Genomic DNA, 17,734 nt, shown 5'->3' on the forward strand with positions numbered 1-17,734 from the left:
CGGATCGTGTGAAGCTTGCGAGGGGGGAACGCCCGTCATGTCCACCACCGGTTCGAGCGTCGCCGCGGTGGTCGTGGCGGCGGGGCGCGGCATCCGCATTGGCGGCGGCACGCCGAAGCAGTACCGGCAGGTCGGTGGGCAGGCCGTGCTCACCCGAACGCTCGCTGCGCTCGGGACCCTTCCGGTCGTCGGCCGCGTGCAGGTGGTGATCGCGCCCGACGCCGCCGCCTTCTACGAGACCTGCCTCTCCGAACTCGATCCGGCCGTTCGGGCCAAGCTCCTCGCGCCTGTCGAGGGCGGCGCGACGCGCCAGCGATCGGTGCGGGCGGGCCTGGAAGCGCTGGCGCGCGCGGGCGCGCCCGAGATCGTGCTGGTCCACGACGCCGCCCGTCCCTACGTCGACGCAGCGCTGATCGACCGCGCGGTGGCAGCCGGCCGCGACCACCGCGCGGCGGTGCCGGGCGTGGCGGTCAGCGACACGATCAAGCTGGTGGAGGAGGCGGGCGACGGCATCGGCCGGGTGCGCGAGACCCCCGCCCGCGAGAACCTGCGCGCCGTGCAGACCCCGCAGAGCTTTCACTTCGCCGCGCTCCTCGACGCCCACCGCTCGGCGGCGGCGGCCGAGCTGCACAGCTTCACCGATGACGGCGCTCTCGCCGAGTGGGCGGGATTGCCGGTCGTTGTCTTCGCGGGAGACCTGCGCAACCGCAAGATCACCCAACCGGCCGACCTGATCGAGGCGGACCGCGCCTTCGGGGCGCCGGACAGCGCCCTCGTGGCGCCGGACAGGAGTTCAGAGATGACCCAGTACGTGACCCGCCTCGGCACCGGCTTCGACGTCCACGCCTTCACGGAGGGCGACCATGTCTGGCTCGGCGGCGTGAAGATCCCGGCCGACCGCGGCGTGCTCGCCCATTCGGACGGCGACGTGGCCCTGCACGCGCTCACCGACGCGCTTCTCGGCGCGATCGCGGACGGGGACATCGGCACGCACTTTCCGCCCTCCGACGAGCGCTGGCGCGGGGCCGCCTCCGACCAGTTCCTCGCGCACGCAGTCTCGCTGGTGCGGGCGCGCGGCGGGCGCATCGACCATCTCGACATCACCGTGCTGGCCGAGGCCCCGCGGATCGGCCAGCACCGCGAGGCGATCCGGGCGCGCATCGCCGAGATCGCGGGCGTGCCGCTGACCAGCGTCTCGATCAAGGCGACCACGACGGAGAAGCTCGGCTTCGTCGGACGCGCCGAGGGCCTCGCCGCCCAGGCGGCCGCGACCGTGCGCCTGCCGGACGCGGAGACCGTTCCGGTCGATGCCCAGGCCGAGACCGCGATGCGGCAGGGCTGAGGTGATCGGCGACGCTGCCCTCCTCGCCCGGGCCGAGGTCCTGATCGCCGCCTACGCGAGCGCCGGCCTGCGCGTCGCCACGGCCGAATCCTGCACGGGCGGTCTCGTGGCGGGTCTGCTGACCGCGGTGCCCGGCTCGTCCGCGGTGCTGGAGCGCGGCTTCGTCACCTACTCGAACGCGGCGAAGAGCGAGGCGATCGGCGTGCCCGCCGATCTCGTCGCGCGGCACGGTGCCGTGAGCGAGCCGGTCGCGCGCGCCATGGCGGAGGGGGCGCTCGCCGCCTCGCGGGCCGATGTGGCGGTGGCGATCACCGGTGTCGCGGGCCCGGGCGGCGGCAGCGCCGAGAAGCCGGTCGGCCTCGTGCATTTCGGGCTTGCCGCGAAGGGGCGCCCGGTCGTTCACCGCGAGCACCGCTTCGGCGATCCGGGCCGGGCCGAGATCCGCCGGCTGGCGGTGGCCGAGGCGCTCGACCTGCTGGATGAGGCGCTGCGCGGCGGCTGACCCTCGGAAGCGGCCCGTGTGCGCGAGCGATCCGAGGCGGCGGTTGAAGGTCTGACCCTCTGACGACCGCTCAGCCGCATTCGCCGTTGCGGTCCGGCCCGGGCGACGTAGGATCGCCGGGCGAGAGGAGCGCCCGATGGAGCCAGCCCCTGCGGTCTGCATCGTCGGCGGCGGCCCGGCCGGGATGATGGCGGGGCTGCTCCTCGCACGCGCCGGCCTCACCGTCACTGTGCTGGAGAAGCACGCCGACTTCCTGCGCGACTTCCGCGGGGACACGATCCACCCCTCCACCCTCGACCTGATGGATGAACTCGGCCTCGGCGAGGCTTTCCGGGCGCTGCCGCACCGGCGGGTGGAGACGCTGGCGGGCGTCATCGGCGGGCGGGCCTTCCGCATCGCCGATTTCCGGCACCTGCCCGCGCGCAACCGCTTCATCGCGCTGATGCCGCAATGGGACTTTCTCGACTTCCTGGCGCGGGCGGGTGCCCGCTATCCGGGCTTCCGCCTGCTCATGCGGACGGAGGCGACGGCGCTCGTCGGGGACGGTTCGCGCGTCACCGGCGTGCGTGCCCGCGGGCCGGAGGGCGAGCGCGCGATCATGGCCGACCTCGTTCTCTGCGCCGATGGCCGCCACTCGGCCATGCGCGCGGAGGCCGGGCTCCGACCGGTCGTGTTCGGGGCGCCGATGGATGTACTCTGGTTCAGCCTCTCGCGCCGGCCCGACGAGGACGCGGTGACGGCAGGTCATTTCGGGCGCGGGCGCATTCTGGTCACCCTCGACCGGGGCACGCACTGGCAATGCGCCTACGTGGTGCCGAAGGGCGGCGATGCCGCGATCCGGTCCGGAGGCCTGCCGGCCTTCCGTGCGGCGTTCGGCGAACTCGTGCCCTTCCTGGCCGACCGGACCGGCGAGATCGTGTCCTGGGACGCGGTGAAGGTCCTCACCGTCGCGGTCGACCGGCTCGAGCGCTGGTACCGGCCGGGCCTGCTCTGCATCGGGGACGCGGCTCACGCCATGTCGCCGCTCGGCGGCGTAGGCATCAATCTCGCGATCCAGGACGCCGTCGCGGCCGCCAACCTCCTGGCCGGGCCGCTGAGGACAGGCACGCTCACCACGTTCGATCTCGCCCGCGTGCAGGCGCGCCGGATGCGGCCCGTGCGGCTGACGCAGGGCCTGCAAAGGCTCATCCAGAACCGCGTGATCGCCCGCGTGCTCGACGCGTCAGGGGCGCTGACGCCGCCGCTCGCCCTGCGGCTCCTCGATGCGGTGCCCGCGCTCCAGCGCCTTCCCGCCCGGATCGTCGGCCTCGGCTTCCGGCCGGAGCACGTTGCCGGCTCGGTCCAGGCTCAGGCGGCCGCGCCGTAGATCCGGTCGGCCCGGCCCTCGAAGGCGTCGGTAAACTTGCGGAAGGCTCGGTCGAACATCGTGCCCATGAGCAGCCCGAGCGTCCGGCTCTTGAACTCGTAGGTGATGAAGAAGTCGACGTCGCAGCCGCCCGCCGCGTTCTCGCGGAAGGTCCAGCGGTTCTCCAGATGCCGGAACGGACCGTCGATGTACTCGGCCACGATCTTGAGCGCCGGCCGGTCGAGGCTGACCCGCGTGGTGAAGCGCTCGCGGATCGCCTTGTAGCCGACGCCCATCTCGGCGACGAGCACCTCCTGGCCCTCGCTGCCGCCCGGCATGCGGCGCAGCACCCGCAGCGACTCGCAGAGCGGCAGGAAGTCCGGATAGGTCTCCACGTCGGCCACGAGATCATACATCTGCTGCGGCGTGTGGCGTACCGCGCGGGTAACCCGGAAAGAGGGCATGGTAAACCGACGGGATCAGGCGGACTTGGCGGGGGCGAGACGGGCGTTGCGCGCCGCCTGGAGCCGGGCGAAATCCTCGCCCGCATGGTGCGACGAGCGCGTCAGCGGCGTCGCCGAGACCAAGAGGAATCCCTTCGCATACGCCATGGTCTCGTAGGTCTTGAACTCGTCCGGCGGCACGAAGCGCACGACCTCGTGGTGCTTCTTGGTCGGCTGCAGGTATTGGCCGATCGTCAGGAAGTCGACATCGGCCGAGCGCAGGTCGTCCATCAACTGCACAACCTCGTTCCGGTCTTCGCCGAGGCCGACCATGATGCCGGACTTCGTGAAGATTGTCGGATCGAGCTCCTTCACCCGCTGCAGCAGCCGCACCGAGTGGAAGTAGCGCGCCCCGGGACGCACGGTCAGGTACTTGCCCGGTACCGTCTCGAGATTGTGGTTGAACACGTCGGGCTTGGCCGCCACGACGACTTCCAGAGCGCCGTCCTTGCGCAGGAAGTCCGGCGTCAGGATTTCGACTGTTGTACCGGGGCTGGCCTTGCGGATCTCCGCGATCGTACGGGCGAAGTGCTCCGCGCCGCCATCCTTCAGGTCGTCGCGATCGACCGAGGTGATCACCACGTGGTGCAGGCCGAGCTTGGCCACCGAGTCGGCGATCTTCAGGGGCTCGTCGGCGTCCAGCGCTTCCGGAAGGCCGGTGCGCACGTTGCAGAAGGCGCAGGCCCGCGTGCAGGTGTCGCCCATGATCATGAAGGTGGCGTGCCGCTTCTCCCAGCACTCGCCGATATTCGGGCAGCCCGCCTCCTCGCAGACCGTGACGAGGCCGTGCTCGCGCACGATGGCGCGGGTCTCCGACCAAGCCTTCGAGCCGGGCGCCTTCACGCGGATCCAGTCGGGCTTCTTCGCCTGAACGGGCTGGTCCGGCCGGTGCGCCTTCTCGGGATGGCGCGGGCGCGCGACCGCGGGGCGGGGATCGTTCCTGAGCAGATCGAGGACGACGGCCATAGAACGATCTTCGCCTCTCCGCGCGGGCGCACCCGCGCTGGCGGGGCTCAATCAGGGATGCCCCTGACTTAAGGCCTTCCCGTCATCACCGCAAACCCGCGCGACCGGCCGCCGCAACTCCGGCGGGACAGCCCTGCCGCTCCGTCACCCGGCATCGGTCCGCCTCACGCATGGTCCCGTCCTGACCAGCGTCGCGCGCACGTCGCACCGTCGAGGACAGACCTCTCGGCGGCAAGGCGTGCGTGCGTACAGATCCGCAATGCCTCGCTGGCTTGTCAGGACTGGTTGAGACGGCTTAGTCAGTCCCCCTCCTTCCGGCGGGATTGTCCCGAGCGCTCCGCCGACGTTGATCAGCCTGAGTTCCGGATGCGTTTCGAGATCGAGCGGAAGTTTCTGGTCGCGCATGACGGGTGGCGCGCGTCCGCGACCGGCCGGCGCAGCCTGCGCGACGGTCTGGTCGGTCAGTTCGGGCGCGGCAAGGTTCGGGTAAGGCTCGACGAGGACCGGGCTTGGCTCACGGTGAAGGGCGCACGGCTCGGCATCAGCCGTCCGGAATTCGAGTACGCCATCCCCTGCGCCGACGCGGAGGCGATGCTGCGGAACGTCTGCGTCGGCGGCGTGATCGACAAGACGCGTCACTGCGTGCCCCACGACGGCCTGACCTGGGTGGTGGACGAGTTCGGCGGATGCCTCGCTGGCATCGTGCTGGCCGAGGTCGAGCTCGATTCCGAGGATCAGGCCTTCGCCGAGCCGGACTGGATCGGCGAGGAGGTGACCGGGGATCCGCGTTTCCGGCAGACGACGCTGCTGCACCTCTGTGGGCGCCTGGGCCGTCCGGTTACCATGGGGGATATCTTGGCCCTGCCGCGCACGCTCTGAAACCGACGCGCCGACGGCAGCGCGAAAAAATACGGCCACGCTAGCTCGGGTAGGGCGTGGCGCAGGGCCTTCAAGAATGTTCGGGCCGCGTCGACTTCGTTAACCAAGCCCGCGTGATCCGGGCGGGAGCGAAGATGGTTGCGGCGTTGAAACGGGCGGTGCGGTTGCGGCGGACGATGCGCGAGCGCGACACGCGGATCGAGGCGAGCGGCTGCGCCATGGCGCGGCCCCTACCCGTCGGAGAGGCCACGAGCCTGTCCGAGCGCGGCCTCACCGCCCGCGAGCTGATCCGCATGGCGCAGGCGGCGCGTCGCGCCCTGCAGGATTAGCGGATTCCGCACCGACCGGTCCGGGATGCCGGCAGAACGACGAAGGGGTTCGGGCAAGTGCGCCCGAACCCCTTTTCTTTTCTCTCAAGTGCGGGTTGCGAGCTGCCTCAGCCGGCGCGCCCGAGCTGCGGAAGGCCGGCGATCGTGCAGATGTCGCGCGCCGGTCCCTGCGGCAGGGTCTCGGCCTGCTGCGCCGGGGCGGGAGCCGCTACCGGGACTTGCGCGGCGGAGGCCGGCGAGGCGGCGTAGGCGAGCGGGGCCGTCGCCGTCGAGCCGGGCTTGCGCTTCTCGTAGAAGGCGTTCCCGCCCGCGACCGCCACGTAGTGCATGTTGTTGTACGGGAAGCGGTGCCCGGCGGTGTGGAAGTACATCGCTTGGCCCACCTTCGGATGGCGCTCACCCGCGAGCACCGCGTCGGCGACGTCGGCCACCTTCTCCAGGCTCTTCGACTCGTTCATCGGCTTGGTGAGGACGCCCGCGGCGAACTGACGGGGCTGCCCCACCACCTCGCAGATGCCGCCCGGGAATGCCGCCGATTCCAGCCTGTTCATCACCACCGTGCCGACGGCGAGGAGGCCCTCGGCGTCGCTGCGCTGGGATTCGAAGTACATGGCCCGCCCGAGGCAGTCGCGCTCCGTGTCGTTGACGGCCATGGCGGGTTTGCGGCCGGGAATCGATCCGGTGACAGATGGCGTCGTGGTGTTGCAGCCTCCGAGGCCGCCGCACGCCAGGATGAATGCCAATCCGGATACAGTCTTCGCCGTCCTCACACCCTGCATGCGCTCGCGCTCCCTGCCCGATAATCCTCGCACCGGCGAGGCCGCATTCTCCATGCGGCCCAAGAACCGGCCTGCCTCAGCCACGCTCAAGCTTGAGTGCAGATTCGGGGCAGAGATGTGGCGGGGTGCTTACCGTTTCGTTAACGGACCGGGGACAGCTCCGCGCGCATGCGGTCCGCTTCCTCCCGGAAGCTGCGGACCGGGACCGCGAGCGAGCGGCCGCCCGTCCCTTCCGGACGGCGCGCGACCAGCACGCCGATCACCGTCGGACCGCCCTCCCCCATCTGCAGAAGAGCCGAGCCGGACTCGCCCGGAATGGCGCGACAATCGTGCAGCAGCAACGGCGGTTCGGGTTGGTTCTCGACCGCGCAATGGCCCTGAGCGCTCATGCGCTCGGCTCGGGCATGGCTGTATCCAGCTCGGCGGACCTCTTGGCGGCCGTTCCCCGGCGCGTCGTCGGTGTTCGCAGGAGCCAGCGAAACCGGCCGGATATCCATCGGCTCGGACAGCACGATCAGGGCCCAGTCCTTCGCGAGATCCGCCTGCGTCGTACCGAAGGCGTAACCGGGGCCGGTGCGGTAGGTCAGCGCCGCCGCGTGACCGTTGTAGGTGCCCTGCCGCCAGCCGGCCACGAAATGCACGCTCTGCGGGCCGACCCAGCGCGCGCGGGGCGCGTCCCAGAGGCAGTGGGCGGCGCTCAGGACCAGACGCGGGGCGATGAGCGTGGCGCTACAGAAGGCGCGGCGATTGGCTCCGAGCACGACGTTGAGCTTGCCCACCGCCGTGTAGGGCCAGACGCCCGCATCCACCGCAACCTCCTCCGCCGCGACCGGCAGCGACGCGAGCAGCGTGCCGAAGACGAGGCCCGGCGCAAGTCTCATCCGCCGACGAACCGCGCGAAGCTCGCGAGGTCGACGTTGCCGCCGCTGATCACGACGCCGACCCGCTTATCGCGCACGTCCACCAGACCGCTGAGGACGGCTGCCGCGGCGAGGCAGCCCGTCGGCTCGACCACGAGCTTCATACGCTCGGCGAAGAAGCGCATCGTCTCGACGAGTTGGGTGTCCGAGACGGTGAGAACGTCCGTGACGTGGCGCGCGATGATCGGGAAGGTGTGCGCGCCCAGATGTGTGGTCTGCGCGCCGTCCGCGATCGTCTGCGGTACCGGGATCCGCACGATCCGGCCCTCCCGGAACGAGCGCTGGCCATCGTTGCCGGCCTCAGGCTCGACACCGTAGACGCGCGCCTCCGGCATCAACTCGGCGGCGGCGAGCGCGCAGCCCGCGAGCTGGCCGCCGCCGCCGAGGCACGCGACCAGGATATCGAGCGGCCCGGTCTCCTCGATCAGTTCCAGCGCCAGGGTGCCCTGGCCGGCGATGACCTCCGGGTGGTCATAGGGAGGGATCAGGCTGAGGGAGCGTTCCGCCGCGATGGACCGGCCCAGCGCCTCGCGGTCCTGCGTGTAGCGGTCGTAGGTGACGACCTCCGCGCCGTAATCGCGGGTCGCCGCGACCTTCATGGCGGGCGCGTCGAGGGGCATCACGATGGTGGCCGGAACGTCGAGCAAACGGGCCGCCAGGGCGATCGCCTGGGCGTGGTTGCCGGAGGAGTAGGCGATCACGCCGCGTCGGCGCGCATCCTCCGGCAGCGCCGCTATGGCGTTGTAGGCGCCGCGGAACTTGAACGCGCCGGCCCGCTGCAGGTTCTCGGCCTTGAAGAACAGCTGCCCCCCGGTTCGGGCATCGGCCGTGCGAGACGTGAGCACCGGCGTCCGATGCGCCGCGCCCCGGATCCGCTCCGCCGCCCGCGCAACGTCGCCGTAGCTCGGCAGGCTCACGCTGGCCGCGTCTTCGCTCATCATCATCCCTCGCAGGTCCGTACGGTTCGGGATCTTAGACGTCCCCCCTGGTCAACGCCACGGCGATGGCCGGCGTGGTGCTGGCACAACCTGTGCTGAGTAGGCCGGGAACGTCCCGGTTCTCTCGAGGGAGCGATCCCCTGGATAAGGTCTCCTGCGAGCGAGGCTCCCTTGTCGGCAGGAACCTCCTGAGCCGCCGGCTCGTGAGCCGCGAGGAACTGCTCGGCCCCGCAACGCTGACCGTCTGGCCGCACAGCATCGAAGCCAAGGCGGTCGAGCCTCGCGAGATGGAGAGCCTCGTCGTCGCCTTGGAGGAGGCCGCGACGGCCCTGCGCAGCGGTGAGGGCACCCCGTGGGTCATCACGAGTGCCGGAACGATGCTGCCTCCCGATCTCCTGCGAACTCTGCTGGCGTCACCGTGACTCCGGCGCATCGGATGGCCGCCCCTGGGTGGGCTTGGGCTGGTCGGACGTCGAGGGTGCGGGCCGAAGGATGTTTGCCGCGAGGCCTCTTGCAATCGCGGGTGAAACGGATCTAGCCTCCTCGTCTCGGCGCCAGATAGGGCGTCGGTCTTGAGAGAGGAGGCCTGCGATGAGCCGACACGGTTCCTGCGTCCCGACATCTCGTACCGCCGATCCGGATCAGGACACGCCGCCGAACAGGAACCTGCAGGGATAGTGGCGCCTCGGGCGACGGGCGGTCGAGTTCCCCGTCTGGCATGGCCGAACGGGCCGGATGCTCCCGCATCGTCTTGAGAACGCGTGGCCCCTGCAAGGCCCGTCAGCCCGCCGGCTGACGGGCCTTTTTCTTGGGAGAGGGCCCTCGGACCGACCGAGCTGATTATCGCTGACCGCATTCCGGCCGATGCGGCCGCGAACTTCGGCGGAGCGTCGCCCCGTCCGACGCTTCACCGATCTCACCTGACCGCCGATCGGTGCACCAAGCCTGGAAGCCGCGGCGCCTCCGGCGTCGCGCGCGCCGTCGTCATTGCTTTCGGATGCGGGTCGATGCAGATGCTCGCTCGCACGGCACCGTCGATCCGCCACCGCCACAGGTCTCTCCGATCCTCATGGCTCGTTCTCCGTTCAGAATATCCTCACTTCTCAGGCATGCGCGGGCTTTTATAAACAGACTCGAGAAGGAATACAGATCTTGGCGGCTCCGAGGTGTAAGGACTGAAAATATCGGCGCGGTTGCTGGAGCATGGAGCGGCGATGATCTGACGGGTTGGGTCCGAGCCGATGTATGGACCGATCACAGGGTACCGGTCATCGGTGTCTACAGAGGCGAGCAACGGGTCGGTCTCACGATCGCCAATCAGCCGGTCAGAGACAGCGCAAGTCGTTTAAGCTTTGCCGTGCATGTCGACGGTGGCCTTGCGATACAGGATCTGGTCGCCGGGCACGTCGCCGTCTTCCTCCTGAGACACGGCTTCCCAATCGTCAAAATTCCGATCTCGCCGGCCCTGCGGGTGGCCGCGGCGCATGAATTCATCAAAGATCTGATGTGTTCCCCGATCGCGCCGTATGAAGAAGCGATCGAGCAACTCGAACATCTGTTCGGGAATGAATGGGCGGGAAATCCGGGTGTCGCAGCGGTCGGGACGCTTCATGCCAATCGCGGCCTGTTCCACCACGCCGCGACGGAGCCGTTGTCGGATCCGGATCGAGAGCTGACGTCACTCCTCGTCCCCGTCGGTATCCGCTCCGCCGACAAGGCGGCGCTGTTGGGGCGTGGCGGCCACATCTTCCTGGTCGGGGGCACCAACAGATTGCTGGCGGAGTATGTGCGATCTGACGAAGATCCGGTGCCCAGAGGGATCGCGCAGGATTGGCTCGCTCTGATCGAGCGGCGCAAGACAGCCTGCGAAAGCCTGGGCGTCCGGTATGTCCAGGCGATCTTCCCGGAGAAGCTAACGATTCTGCCGCACTTCTTTCCAGAGCCGGTCCGCACGCCTGGCGTGATCCTCCGCGGTATCGAAGCAGGACTTGCTTGTCGGCCGGATCTGGCGGCGCGTTATGTATCCGCTCGACATGCCTTGAAGACCCAGCCCGACCCTGCGGCAACAGTGCTGAAGACCGATTCGCATTTCTCGCCTCTTGGATGCTGGGTGGTCTTCCGCGCCATCCTGGAGCATCTCGGCTTCGACCCGGGGCGGAGTCCGACCTTCGACACGACCCGAGCGGGTACGGGCGATCTCGCGACGCGCTTCTTCGGTATTCCGATCTTGGATACGCGAACGGAGGCTGACCTGCACGCCTTGGACGCGAACTTCCGGGCGCGGGCCGTACGCACCTTTCAACACACGCCGACGGGCCGTGTCGTGGGATCGGCGCAATCGTGGCAGAACCCCGATGCACCGATCGATGCCAGCATCCTCGTGTTCGGCAATTCGTATTGCGGAGCCGCGGAAGGGCACCAGGGACAGATGTCTTGGTGGTTTGCGCGCTGGTTTCGCACCTACCACTTCGTTTGGCGCGCGCACGTGCCGCCCGGCTTGGTGGAGAAGCTGAAGCCGGACATCGTCCTGTGTCACACCGTCGAGCGTTTCCTGATCGAGGTGCCCGAGACTTGACGATACGGCGTTTCGAATGACGACGATGATCCGACGACCGGAACACAGCCGTCTTGCGGATCGCGCTCGGGTCGGAGTGCCGCCATGGAAAAGGGCCCCGCACCTTCGCACGGAGCCCCTCGACACTCTGCCGATCGTGACCCGGTCACCCTGAGCCGAGGGCTGGAGTGAGTTCGCGGATCAGGTGTGGATGACCTTGCCGTAGGCGTCGAGCACGCTCTCGTGCATCATCTCGGAGAGCGTCGGATGCGGGAAGACCGTGTGCATCAGCTCTTCCTCGGTGCTCTCGAGCGTCATCGCCACGACGTAACCCTGGATCAGCTCGGTGACCTCGGCGCCGATCATGTGGGCGCCAAGAAGCTGGCCGGTCTTGGCGTCGAAGATCGTCTTGATCAGGCCGTCCGGCTCGCCGAGCGCGATCGCCTTGCCGTTGCCCGCGAAGGGAAAGCGGCCGACCTTGACCTGGAAGCCCTGTTCCTTGGCCTTCGCCTCGGTGAGGCCGACGCTGGCGATCTGCGGGTGGCAGTAGGTGCAGCCCGGGATCTTGCCCTTGTCCATCGGGTGCGTGTGCAGTCCCTTGATGGTCTCGACGCAGATGACGCCCTCGTGCTCGGCCTTGTGGGCGAGCATCGGAGGCCCGGCGACATCGCCGATGGCGTAGAGGCCGGGCACGTTGGTGCGGCCGAGCCCGTCCGTGACGATGGTGCCGCGGTCGGTCTTCACCCCGAGCTTCTCCAGCCCGAGATTCTCGATGTTGCCGACGACGCCGACCGCAGAGATCAGCTTCTCGGCAGAGATCTGCTGGCTCTTGCCGTCCGAACCCTCGATCGTTGCCGTGACGGCGTTGGCGCTCTTCTCGACCTTCGTCACCTTGGCGCCGGTCAGGATCTTGATCCCTTGCTTCTCGAAGCGCTTGCGGGCCATCCCGGCGATCTCGGCATCCTCGACCGGCAGGATCTGCGGCAGCAGCTCCACCACGGTCACCTCGGTGCCCATGGTGCGGTAGAACGAGGCGAACTCGATGCCGATCGCCCCGGAGCCCATCACGAGCAGGGACTTCGGCATCGCCTCGGGGACCATCGCCTCGTAGTAGGTCCAGATCTGCTTCTTGTCGGGCTCGATGCCGGGGATCGCGCGGGGCCGCGCGCCGGTCGCTAGGATGATGTGCTTGGCGCTATAGCTGCCGGCGCCCTTGGCACCCTTCGGGGCTTCCGCGCGCTTGGTCTCCTTCACGGTGACCTTGCCGGGCTCGTTGCCCTTGGCGACCGACTCGACCGTGGCCTCGCCCCAGATCACGTCGACTTTGTTCTTCTTGAGCAGCATGCCGACGCCGCCGTTGAGCCGGCCCGAGACGCCGCGCGAGCGCTTCACGATGGCCGAGGCGTCGAACGAGACCTCCTTGGCCGAGAGCCCGTAATCGGAGGCGTGCTGCATGTAGTGGTAGATCTCGGCTGAGCGCAGCAGCGCCTTGGTCGGGATGCAGCCCCAGTTCAGGCAGATGCCGCCGAGATGCTCGCGGTCGACGACCGCCGTCTTGAAGCCGAGCTGCGCCGCGCGGATCGCCGTGACGTAGCCGCCGGGTCCCGCGCCGATGACGAGGATGTCGTAGGTGTCGGACATGTCTCTCTTCCCCAGCGCGCTTTAGACCAGCATGCCCATCGGGTTCTCGATCAGGCCCTTGAAGGCCGCGACCAGCTCCGCACCGAGCGCCCCGTCGAGCACGCGGTGATCGCAGGAGAGCGTCGCGGTCATCACCTGGGCGACGGTCGGCTGGCCGTCCTTCACGACGACGCGCTTCTCGCCCGCGCCCACCGCCAGGATGCTGGATTGCGGCGGGTTGATCACCGCGGTGAACTGCTTGATCCCGAACATGCCGAGGTTCGACACCGAGGTGACGCCGCCCTGGTACTCCTCGGGCTTCAGCTTCTTGGCCCGGGCGCGGGCCGCGAAGTCCTTCATCTCGTTGGAGATGGTCGACAGCGTCTTCTCGTCCGCCCGGCGGATGACGGGCGTGAACAGGCCGCCATCGATGGCCACCGCCACGCCGACCTCGGCGTGCTTGAAGCGCAGAATCCGGTCCTCAGCCCAGACCGCGTTTGCGGCCGGCACGCGGGTGAGCGCGAGGCCCATCGCCTTGATGACGAAATCGTTCACCGAGAGCCTGAACAGCGGCTTGCCGTCCTTGTCCTTGCCTGAGGAGGCATTCAGCGTCTCGCGTAGCTTCATCAGCGCGTCGAGCTCGCAATCGACCGTGAGATAGAAGTGCGGGGCTACCTGCATCGCCTCGGTGAGGCGCTTGGCGATAGTCTTGCGCATGCCGTCGAGGGGCACTTCCTCGTAGGCGTCCTTCTGGAAGAAGCCCTTGACCTGCTCGAGGCTGAGCCCGGCCGGTGCGCCGCCGGCGGGGGCGGCCTTCGGAGCGGGCGCCGCGGCCTTCGGGGCTTCGGCGGCGGCCTGTGGGGCCGGAGCCGCCTTCGTCGCACCCGAGGCCTTCGCGTCCTGCACGTCGCGGGCGATGATGCGGCCGTGCGGGCCGGAGCCCTGCACGGCGGCGAGGTCGACGCCCTCCTGCTTGGCGATGCGGCGCGCCAGCGGCGAGGCGAAGACGCGGCCGCCCGAGGAGGCCGGAGCCGGGGCCCCACCCGCGGAGGGCTTGGCGGCGTCCGGCGCCTCGTTCACGCGGGCGTAGGACATGTGGCCGTCGCCCGCGGTGGTGTTCTGCCCGGCATCGGATTTCGGTGCCTCCGGGGCCGGCTTGGCCTCGGCCTTCGGCGCGGAGCCGCCGCCGGCCGCCGCCGCCGAGACGTCCTCGCCCTCGCCCGCGATGATGGCGATCAGGTCATTGACCGGCACGTCCGCCGTGCCCTCCGGCACCACGATCTTGGCGAGCACGCCCTCGTCGATGGCCTCGACCTCCATCGTGGCCTTGTCGGTCTCGATCTCGGCCAGCACGTCGCCGGACTTGACCGCGTCGCCCTCCTTCTTGAGCCACTTGGCGAGGTTGCCCTTCTCCATCGTAGGGGACAGGGCTGGCATCAGCACGTTGATGGGCATGGTCTCAGGTCTCGGTCGGTGACGGGGCGGCCGGGTCGTCGAAGGCGAACAGGTCGTCGAGCGGGAACGGGACGGCGTCGAAGGGCGGCAGGGCCACGGTCTCACCGCGCTGGACGGTGCCGTCGAGCCGCCACGCGCCCTCGGTCAGGGTGAAGGATTCGAGCAGACCTGCCGTCGGATCGAGCAGCCAGAGATGGCCGACGCTGGATTCCGCGTAGATGCGGCGCTTCGGCCCCCGGTCGATCCGGGTGGTCGACGGCGACAGGATCTCGCAGACCCAGTCCGGCGGGGTCTCGACGAAGGCCGTTTCGGGCTCGGTGGGCAGGCGGGACCGGCGCCAGCCGGCGATGTCCGGCACCACGACCTGTGTTCGAAGGTGGATCTCTGGCTCGACCATGAAGATCCAGCCTCCCGGGCCACCCCGTCCCCGCGAGAACGGGCGATCGAGTTCACCGGACAGCCGCACCGCGGCGGCCGCATGCCGCGGACGCGGGCGCGGATGCGTCTCCAGGACGCCGTCGATGATCTCGGCGACCAGATGCTCCGGCACCGCTTCGAGGTCGGCGTAGGTCGCGGGGCGGTGGGCGGGCGCTCCCATCGGGCGGCCGCCGCTAATTGAAGGCGCCGGGATCGAGGCTGTCCGCCTCGATCCCCGCGCGAATGCGCTCGAACGCCTCGTCTTCCGACATCTCGGTCTCCAGCGCGTAGGCGCGGGCGGCCTGCCGGGCGAGGTCGATGAGGAGGCGGCCCCAGGTCGCCGGATCGTCGAAGGAGCGCCGCAGGGCGACGCTCACCGCGCCGTCCACCACGATGGCGCGCAGGACCTCGACGCCGCCGTTCTCGGCGACGTCGGGGGGTACGGAGAGTTCCTCGAACGCTTGGCTCATGGCTGGCAGCCCTCTCGGTGTCGCCCCGCGCGGACTCGCGCGGGGGAGGAGCGGCGCGCGGGCCTACTTGTAGCAGACGCTCTTTGCGGCCTCGACGACTTCGGCCACGGAGGGGAGCGCAAGCTTCTCAAGGTTGGCCGCGTAGGGCATCGGCACGTCCTTGCCGGTGATGCGGATCACGGGCGCGTCGAGATAGTCGAAGGCGTCGACCATCAGGCGGGCCACGATCTCGGCGCCGACGCCGGATTGCGGGAAGCCCTCCTCGACCGTGATGCAGCGCCCGGTCTTCTTCACCGACTCGACCACCGTATCGGTGTCCATCGGCCGGATCGTGCGCAGGTCGATCACCTCGGCCTCGATGCCCTGCTCGGCCAGCGCCTGCGCGGCCTTCAGCGCGTAGGTCATGCCGATGGCGAAGGACACGATGGTGACGTCCGAGCCCTGGCGATGGATGCGCGCCTTGCCGATCGGCAGCACGAAGTCGTCGAGCTTCGGCACCGGGAAGGACTGGCCGTACAGGATCTCGTTCTCGAGGAAGATCACAGGGTTCGGGTCGCGGATCGCGGCCTTCAGGAGGCCCTTGGCGTCGGAGGCCGTGTAGGGCGCGATCACCTTGAGACCGGGCACGTTCGAGTACCAGGCGGAGTAATCGTGGCTGTGCTGGGCGGCCACGCGGGCGGCGGCGCCGTTGGGGCCGCGGAACACGATCGGACAGCCGAGCTGACCGCCCGACATGTAGAGGGTCTTGGCCGCCGAGTTGATGATCTGGTCGATCGCCTGCATGGCGAAGTTGAAGGTCATGAACTCGACGATCGGCTTCAGGCCAGCGAGCGCCGCGCCGACGCCGATGCCGGCGAAGCCGTGCTCGGTGATCGGCGTGTCGACCACGCGCCGCGCGCCAAACTCCTGCAGCAGGTTCTGCGTGACCTTGTAGGCGCCCTGGTACTCCGCGACCTCCTCGCCCATGATGAAGACGTCGCCGTCGCGGCGCATCTCCTCGGCCATGGCGTCACGGAGCGCCTCGCGCACCGTCATCGTCACCATCTCGGTGCCGGCCGGGAACTCCTCCATCACCGGCTCCTTGGCCTTGTTGGTGATGGTGGCGGGCGCCGCCGGCGCCCGCTGCGCGTCGTCGCCCGTCTTGGCGGCGGGGGCCGGCTTGTCGGCCTGTCCCTCGGCCTGCATGTCGGGCGTCGGCGCCGGCTGGCCGCCCTGGGCGGCGCCGTTGGGCTTGCCCTTGCCGCCGGAGGCGGCGGCCGCCGCGACGTCCTCGCCCTCGCCCGCGATGATCGCGATCGGCGTGTTCACGGCGACGTTCTCGGTGCCTTCCGCGATCAGGATCTTGGCGAGCACGCCCTCGTCGATGGCCTCGACCTCCATCGTGGCCTTGTCGGTCTCGATCTCGGCGAGGACGTCGCCGGATTTGACCGTGTCGCCCTCCTTCTTCAGCCACTTCGACAGCTTGCCCTCCTCCATCGTCGGAGAGAGGGCGGGCATCAGGATGTCGGTCGCCATGTTCTGCTCTGTCGTGGGGCGGCGGGGCGGCCAGGAAGCGGGCGGGCTATGGGTGCTGTGCGGTGGGAGCGCCCGTCAGGCGCTCGCCTCCAGCAGGATGTCGGTCCACAGCTCGGACGGATCCGGCTCGGGATCGTTGGTCGCGAACTCGGCCGCGTCGTTGACGATCTCGCGCACCTTGGCGTCGGTCGCCTTCAGCTCGGACTCGTCGACGCCGTGCAGCTCGATCAGGCGCTTGCGCACCATCTCGATCGGGTCGTGCTCGTCGCGCATCTTCGAGACCTCGTCCTTCGACCGATACTTGGCCGGGTCGGACATCGAGTGGCCGCGGTAGCGGTAGGTCTGCATCTCGAGGATGTACGGGCCCTGGCCCGAGCGGGCGTGCTCGATGGCGCGGGTCGCGGCCTCGCGCACGGTGCGCACGTCCATGCCGTCCACCTGCTCGCCCGGGATGCCGAAGGAGAGGCCGCGCTTCGAGAAGTCCGTCTGGGCCGAGGCGCGGGCGACCGAGGTGCCCATCGCGTAGCGGTTGTTCTCGATCACGTAGACGACCGGCAGCTTCCAGAGCGCCGCCATGTTGAAGCTCTCGTAGACCTGGCCCTGGTTGGCCGCGCCGTCGCCCATGTAGGTGAGGCTGACCTTGCCGTTCTCCCGGTAGGCATCCGCGAAGGCGAGGCCGGTGCCGAGAGAGACCTGGGCGCCTACGATGCCGTGGCCGCCGAAGAACTGCTTCTCGCGGCTGAACATGTGCATCGAGCCGCCCTTGCCGCGGCTATAGCCGCCGCGGCGGCCGGTGAGCTCGGCCATCACGCCGCGGCTCTCCATGCCGGTGGCCAGCATGTGGCCGTGGTCGCGGTAGCCGGTGATGACCTGATCGCCCTCGATCGAGGCCATCTGCATCCCGATGACGACGGCCTCCTGACCAATGTACAAGTGACAGAAGCCGCCGATCAGGCCCATACCGTAGAGCTGGCCGGCCTTCTCCTCGAAGCGACGGATCAGCAACATCTCGCGGTAGGCGTGGAGATCCTCGTCGCGGGTGAACTGCGGAGCATTGGGGGCGGGCCGATGCGCCGCTTCCGCGCCACCCTTGGCCGCCTCAGGCTTCGACTGCGCCGCATCCTTGGCGGCGTCCTTGCCGGCGTCCATGTTTCGCTCCCCGGAATATGACCGTTTCGGGGCTCGGTTTAGGCTAGGACG

The 17,734-nt window shown here is 69.3% G+C and carries 18 protein-coding genes; 7 read left to right on the top strand and 11 right to left on the bottom strand.

Annotation, left to right across the window (positions count from 1 at the left end; genetic code table 11):
* Positions 1-37 precede the first annotated feature (37 nt).
* From MFF54_RS04170 to MFF54_RS04180, 3 genes are all read left to right on the top strand, one after another.
* Positions 38-1,342: a bifunctional 2-C-methyl-D-erythritol 4-phosphate cytidylyltransferase/2-C-methyl-D-erythritol 2,4-cyclodiphosphate synthase gene (locus tag MFF54_RS04170; RefSeq protein ID WP_238301375.1), complete on the top strand. Its 1,305-nt coding sequence runs from the start codon at positions 38-40 to the stop codon at positions 1,340-1,342.
* A 1-nt stretch (position 1,343) separates the two neighbouring features.
* The gene (locus MFF54_RS04175; protein ID WP_238301376.1) at positions 1,344-1,844 is read left to right on the top strand and encodes a CinA family protein; all 501 of its coding nucleotides are present in this window, start codon (positions 1,344-1,346) and stop codon (positions 1,842-1,844) included.
* A gap of 136 nt (positions 1,845-1,980) precedes the next feature.
* Entirely contained in the window at positions 1,981-3,210 is a 1,230-nt protein-coding gene (locus MFF54_RS04180; RefSeq protein ID WP_238301377.1) for an FAD-dependent oxidoreductase, read from the top strand.
* Here MFF54_RS04180 and MFF54_RS04185 read toward each other — a convergent pair.
* A complete protein-coding gene (locus MFF54_RS04185) occupies positions 3,192-3,653 on the bottom strand; it encodes a type II toxin-antitoxin system RatA family toxin (protein WP_238301378.1) in 462 nt (153 codons plus the stop codon). The two genes, MFF54_RS04180 and MFF54_RS04185, sit on opposite strands and share 19 nt — an antisense overlap.
* A 15-nt stretch (positions 3,654-3,668) precedes the next feature.
* Positions 3,669-4,658 (bottom strand): lipoyl synthase, encoded by a 990-nt coding sequence (gene lipA, locus MFF54_RS04190; RefSeq protein ID WP_238301379.1) that lies wholly within the window; start codon positions 4,656-4,658, stop codon positions 3,669-3,671.
* Between the two features lie 366 nt (positions 4,659-5,024).
* Between lipA and MFF54_RS04195 the strand changes: the two genes are divergently transcribed.
* Both MFF54_RS04195 and MFF54_RS04200 read left to right on the top strand, forming a co-directional pair.
* Positions 5,025-5,537: a CYTH domain-containing protein gene (locus MFF54_RS04195; RefSeq protein ID WP_238301380.1), complete on the top strand. Its 513-nt coding sequence runs from the start codon at positions 5,025-5,027 to the stop codon at positions 5,535-5,537.
* Positions 5,538-5,713: 176 nt separating this feature from the next.
* Complete coding sequence (locus MFF54_RS04200) at positions 5,714-5,866, top strand: hypothetical protein (protein WP_238301381.1); 153 nt, start codon at positions 5,714-5,716, stop codon at positions 5,864-5,866.
* 107 nt (positions 5,867-5,973) lie between these two features.
* Here the strand turns inward: MFF54_RS04200 and MFF54_RS04205 are convergent, their stop codons facing one another.
* From MFF54_RS04205 to MFF54_RS04215, 3 genes are all read right to left on the bottom strand, one after another.
* Positions 5,974-6,519 (bottom strand): cell wall hydrolase, encoded by a 546-nt coding sequence (locus tag MFF54_RS04205; RefSeq protein WP_370880171.1) that lies wholly within the window; start codon positions 6,517-6,519, stop codon positions 5,974-5,976.
* Positions 6,520-6,785: 266 nt separating this feature from the next.
* Complete coding sequence (locus tag MFF54_RS04210) at positions 6,786-7,526, bottom strand: trypsin-like serine peptidase (RefSeq protein WP_238301383.1); 741 nt, start codon at positions 7,524-7,526, stop codon at positions 6,786-6,788.
* Complete coding sequence (locus tag MFF54_RS04215; protein ID WP_238301429.1) at positions 7,523-8,506, bottom strand: threo-3-hydroxy-L-aspartate ammonia-lyase; 984 nt, start codon at positions 8,504-8,506, stop codon at positions 7,523-7,525. The genes MFF54_RS04210 and MFF54_RS04215 overlap by 4 nt, the downstream gene beginning before the upstream one ends.
* A 200-nt stretch (positions 8,507-8,706) precedes the next feature.
* Here MFF54_RS04215 and MFF54_RS04220 point away from each other — a divergent pair, with 200 nt between their 5' ends.
* A complete protein-coding gene (locus MFF54_RS04220; RefSeq protein ID WP_238301384.1) occupies positions 8,707-8,925 on the top strand; it encodes a hypothetical protein in 219 nt (72 codons plus the stop codon).
* A gap of 575 nt (positions 8,926-9,500) precedes the next feature.
* On the top strand, positions 9,501-11,078 hold the full coding sequence (locus tag MFF54_RS04225; protein ID WP_238301385.1) for an alginate O-acetyltransferase AlgX-related protein: 1,578 nt from the start codon (positions 9,501-9,503) through the stop codon (positions 11,076-11,078).
* Positions 11,079-11,258: 180 nt separating this feature from the next.
* Here the strand turns inward: MFF54_RS04225 and lpdA are convergent, their stop codons facing one another.
* From lpdA to pdhA, 6 genes are all read right to left on the bottom strand, one after another.
* On the bottom strand, positions 11,259-12,698 hold the full coding sequence (gene lpdA, locus MFF54_RS04230; protein WP_238301386.1) for a dihydrolipoyl dehydrogenase: 1,440 nt from the start codon (positions 12,696-12,698) through the stop codon (positions 11,259-11,261).
* A gap of 21 nt (positions 12,699-12,719) precedes the next feature.
* The gene (locus MFF54_RS04235) at positions 12,720-14,132 is read right to left on the bottom strand and encodes a pyruvate dehydrogenase complex dihydrolipoamide acetyltransferase (protein ID WP_238301387.1); all 1,413 of its coding nucleotides are present in this window, start codon (positions 14,130-14,132) and stop codon (positions 12,720-12,722) included.
* Positions 14,133-14,136: 4 nt separating this feature from the next.
* Positions 14,137-14,730, bottom strand: coding sequence for a Uma2 family endonuclease (locus MFF54_RS04240; RefSeq protein ID WP_238301388.1), 594 nt, complete (start codon positions 14,728-14,730; stop codon positions 14,137-14,139).
* A 13-nt stretch (positions 14,731-14,743) separates the two neighbouring features.
* The gene (locus tag MFF54_RS04245) at positions 14,744-15,019 is read right to left on the bottom strand and encodes a DUF5076 domain-containing protein (protein ID WP_238301389.1); all 276 of its coding nucleotides are present in this window, start codon (positions 15,017-15,019) and stop codon (positions 14,744-14,746) included.
* 63 nt (positions 15,020-15,082) lie between these two features.
* Complete coding sequence (locus tag MFF54_RS04250) at positions 15,083-16,534, bottom strand: pyruvate dehydrogenase complex E1 component subunit beta (protein ID WP_238301390.1); 1,452 nt, start codon at positions 16,532-16,534, stop codon at positions 15,083-15,085.
* Positions 16,535-16,609: 75 nt separating this feature from the next.
* On the bottom strand, positions 16,610-17,683 hold the full coding sequence (gene pdhA, locus MFF54_RS04255) for a pyruvate dehydrogenase (acetyl-transferring) E1 component subunit alpha (protein ID WP_238301391.1): 1,074 nt from the start codon (positions 17,681-17,683) through the stop codon (positions 16,610-16,612).
* Between the last annotated feature and the right edge of the window lie 51 nt (positions 17,684-17,734).

Origin of the sequence: Methylobacterium gregans (assembly GCF_022179245.1) — a bacterium.
GTDB classification, from domain to species: domain Bacteria; phylum Pseudomonadota; class Alphaproteobacteria; order Rhizobiales; family Beijerinckiaceae; genus Methylobacterium; species Methylobacterium gregans.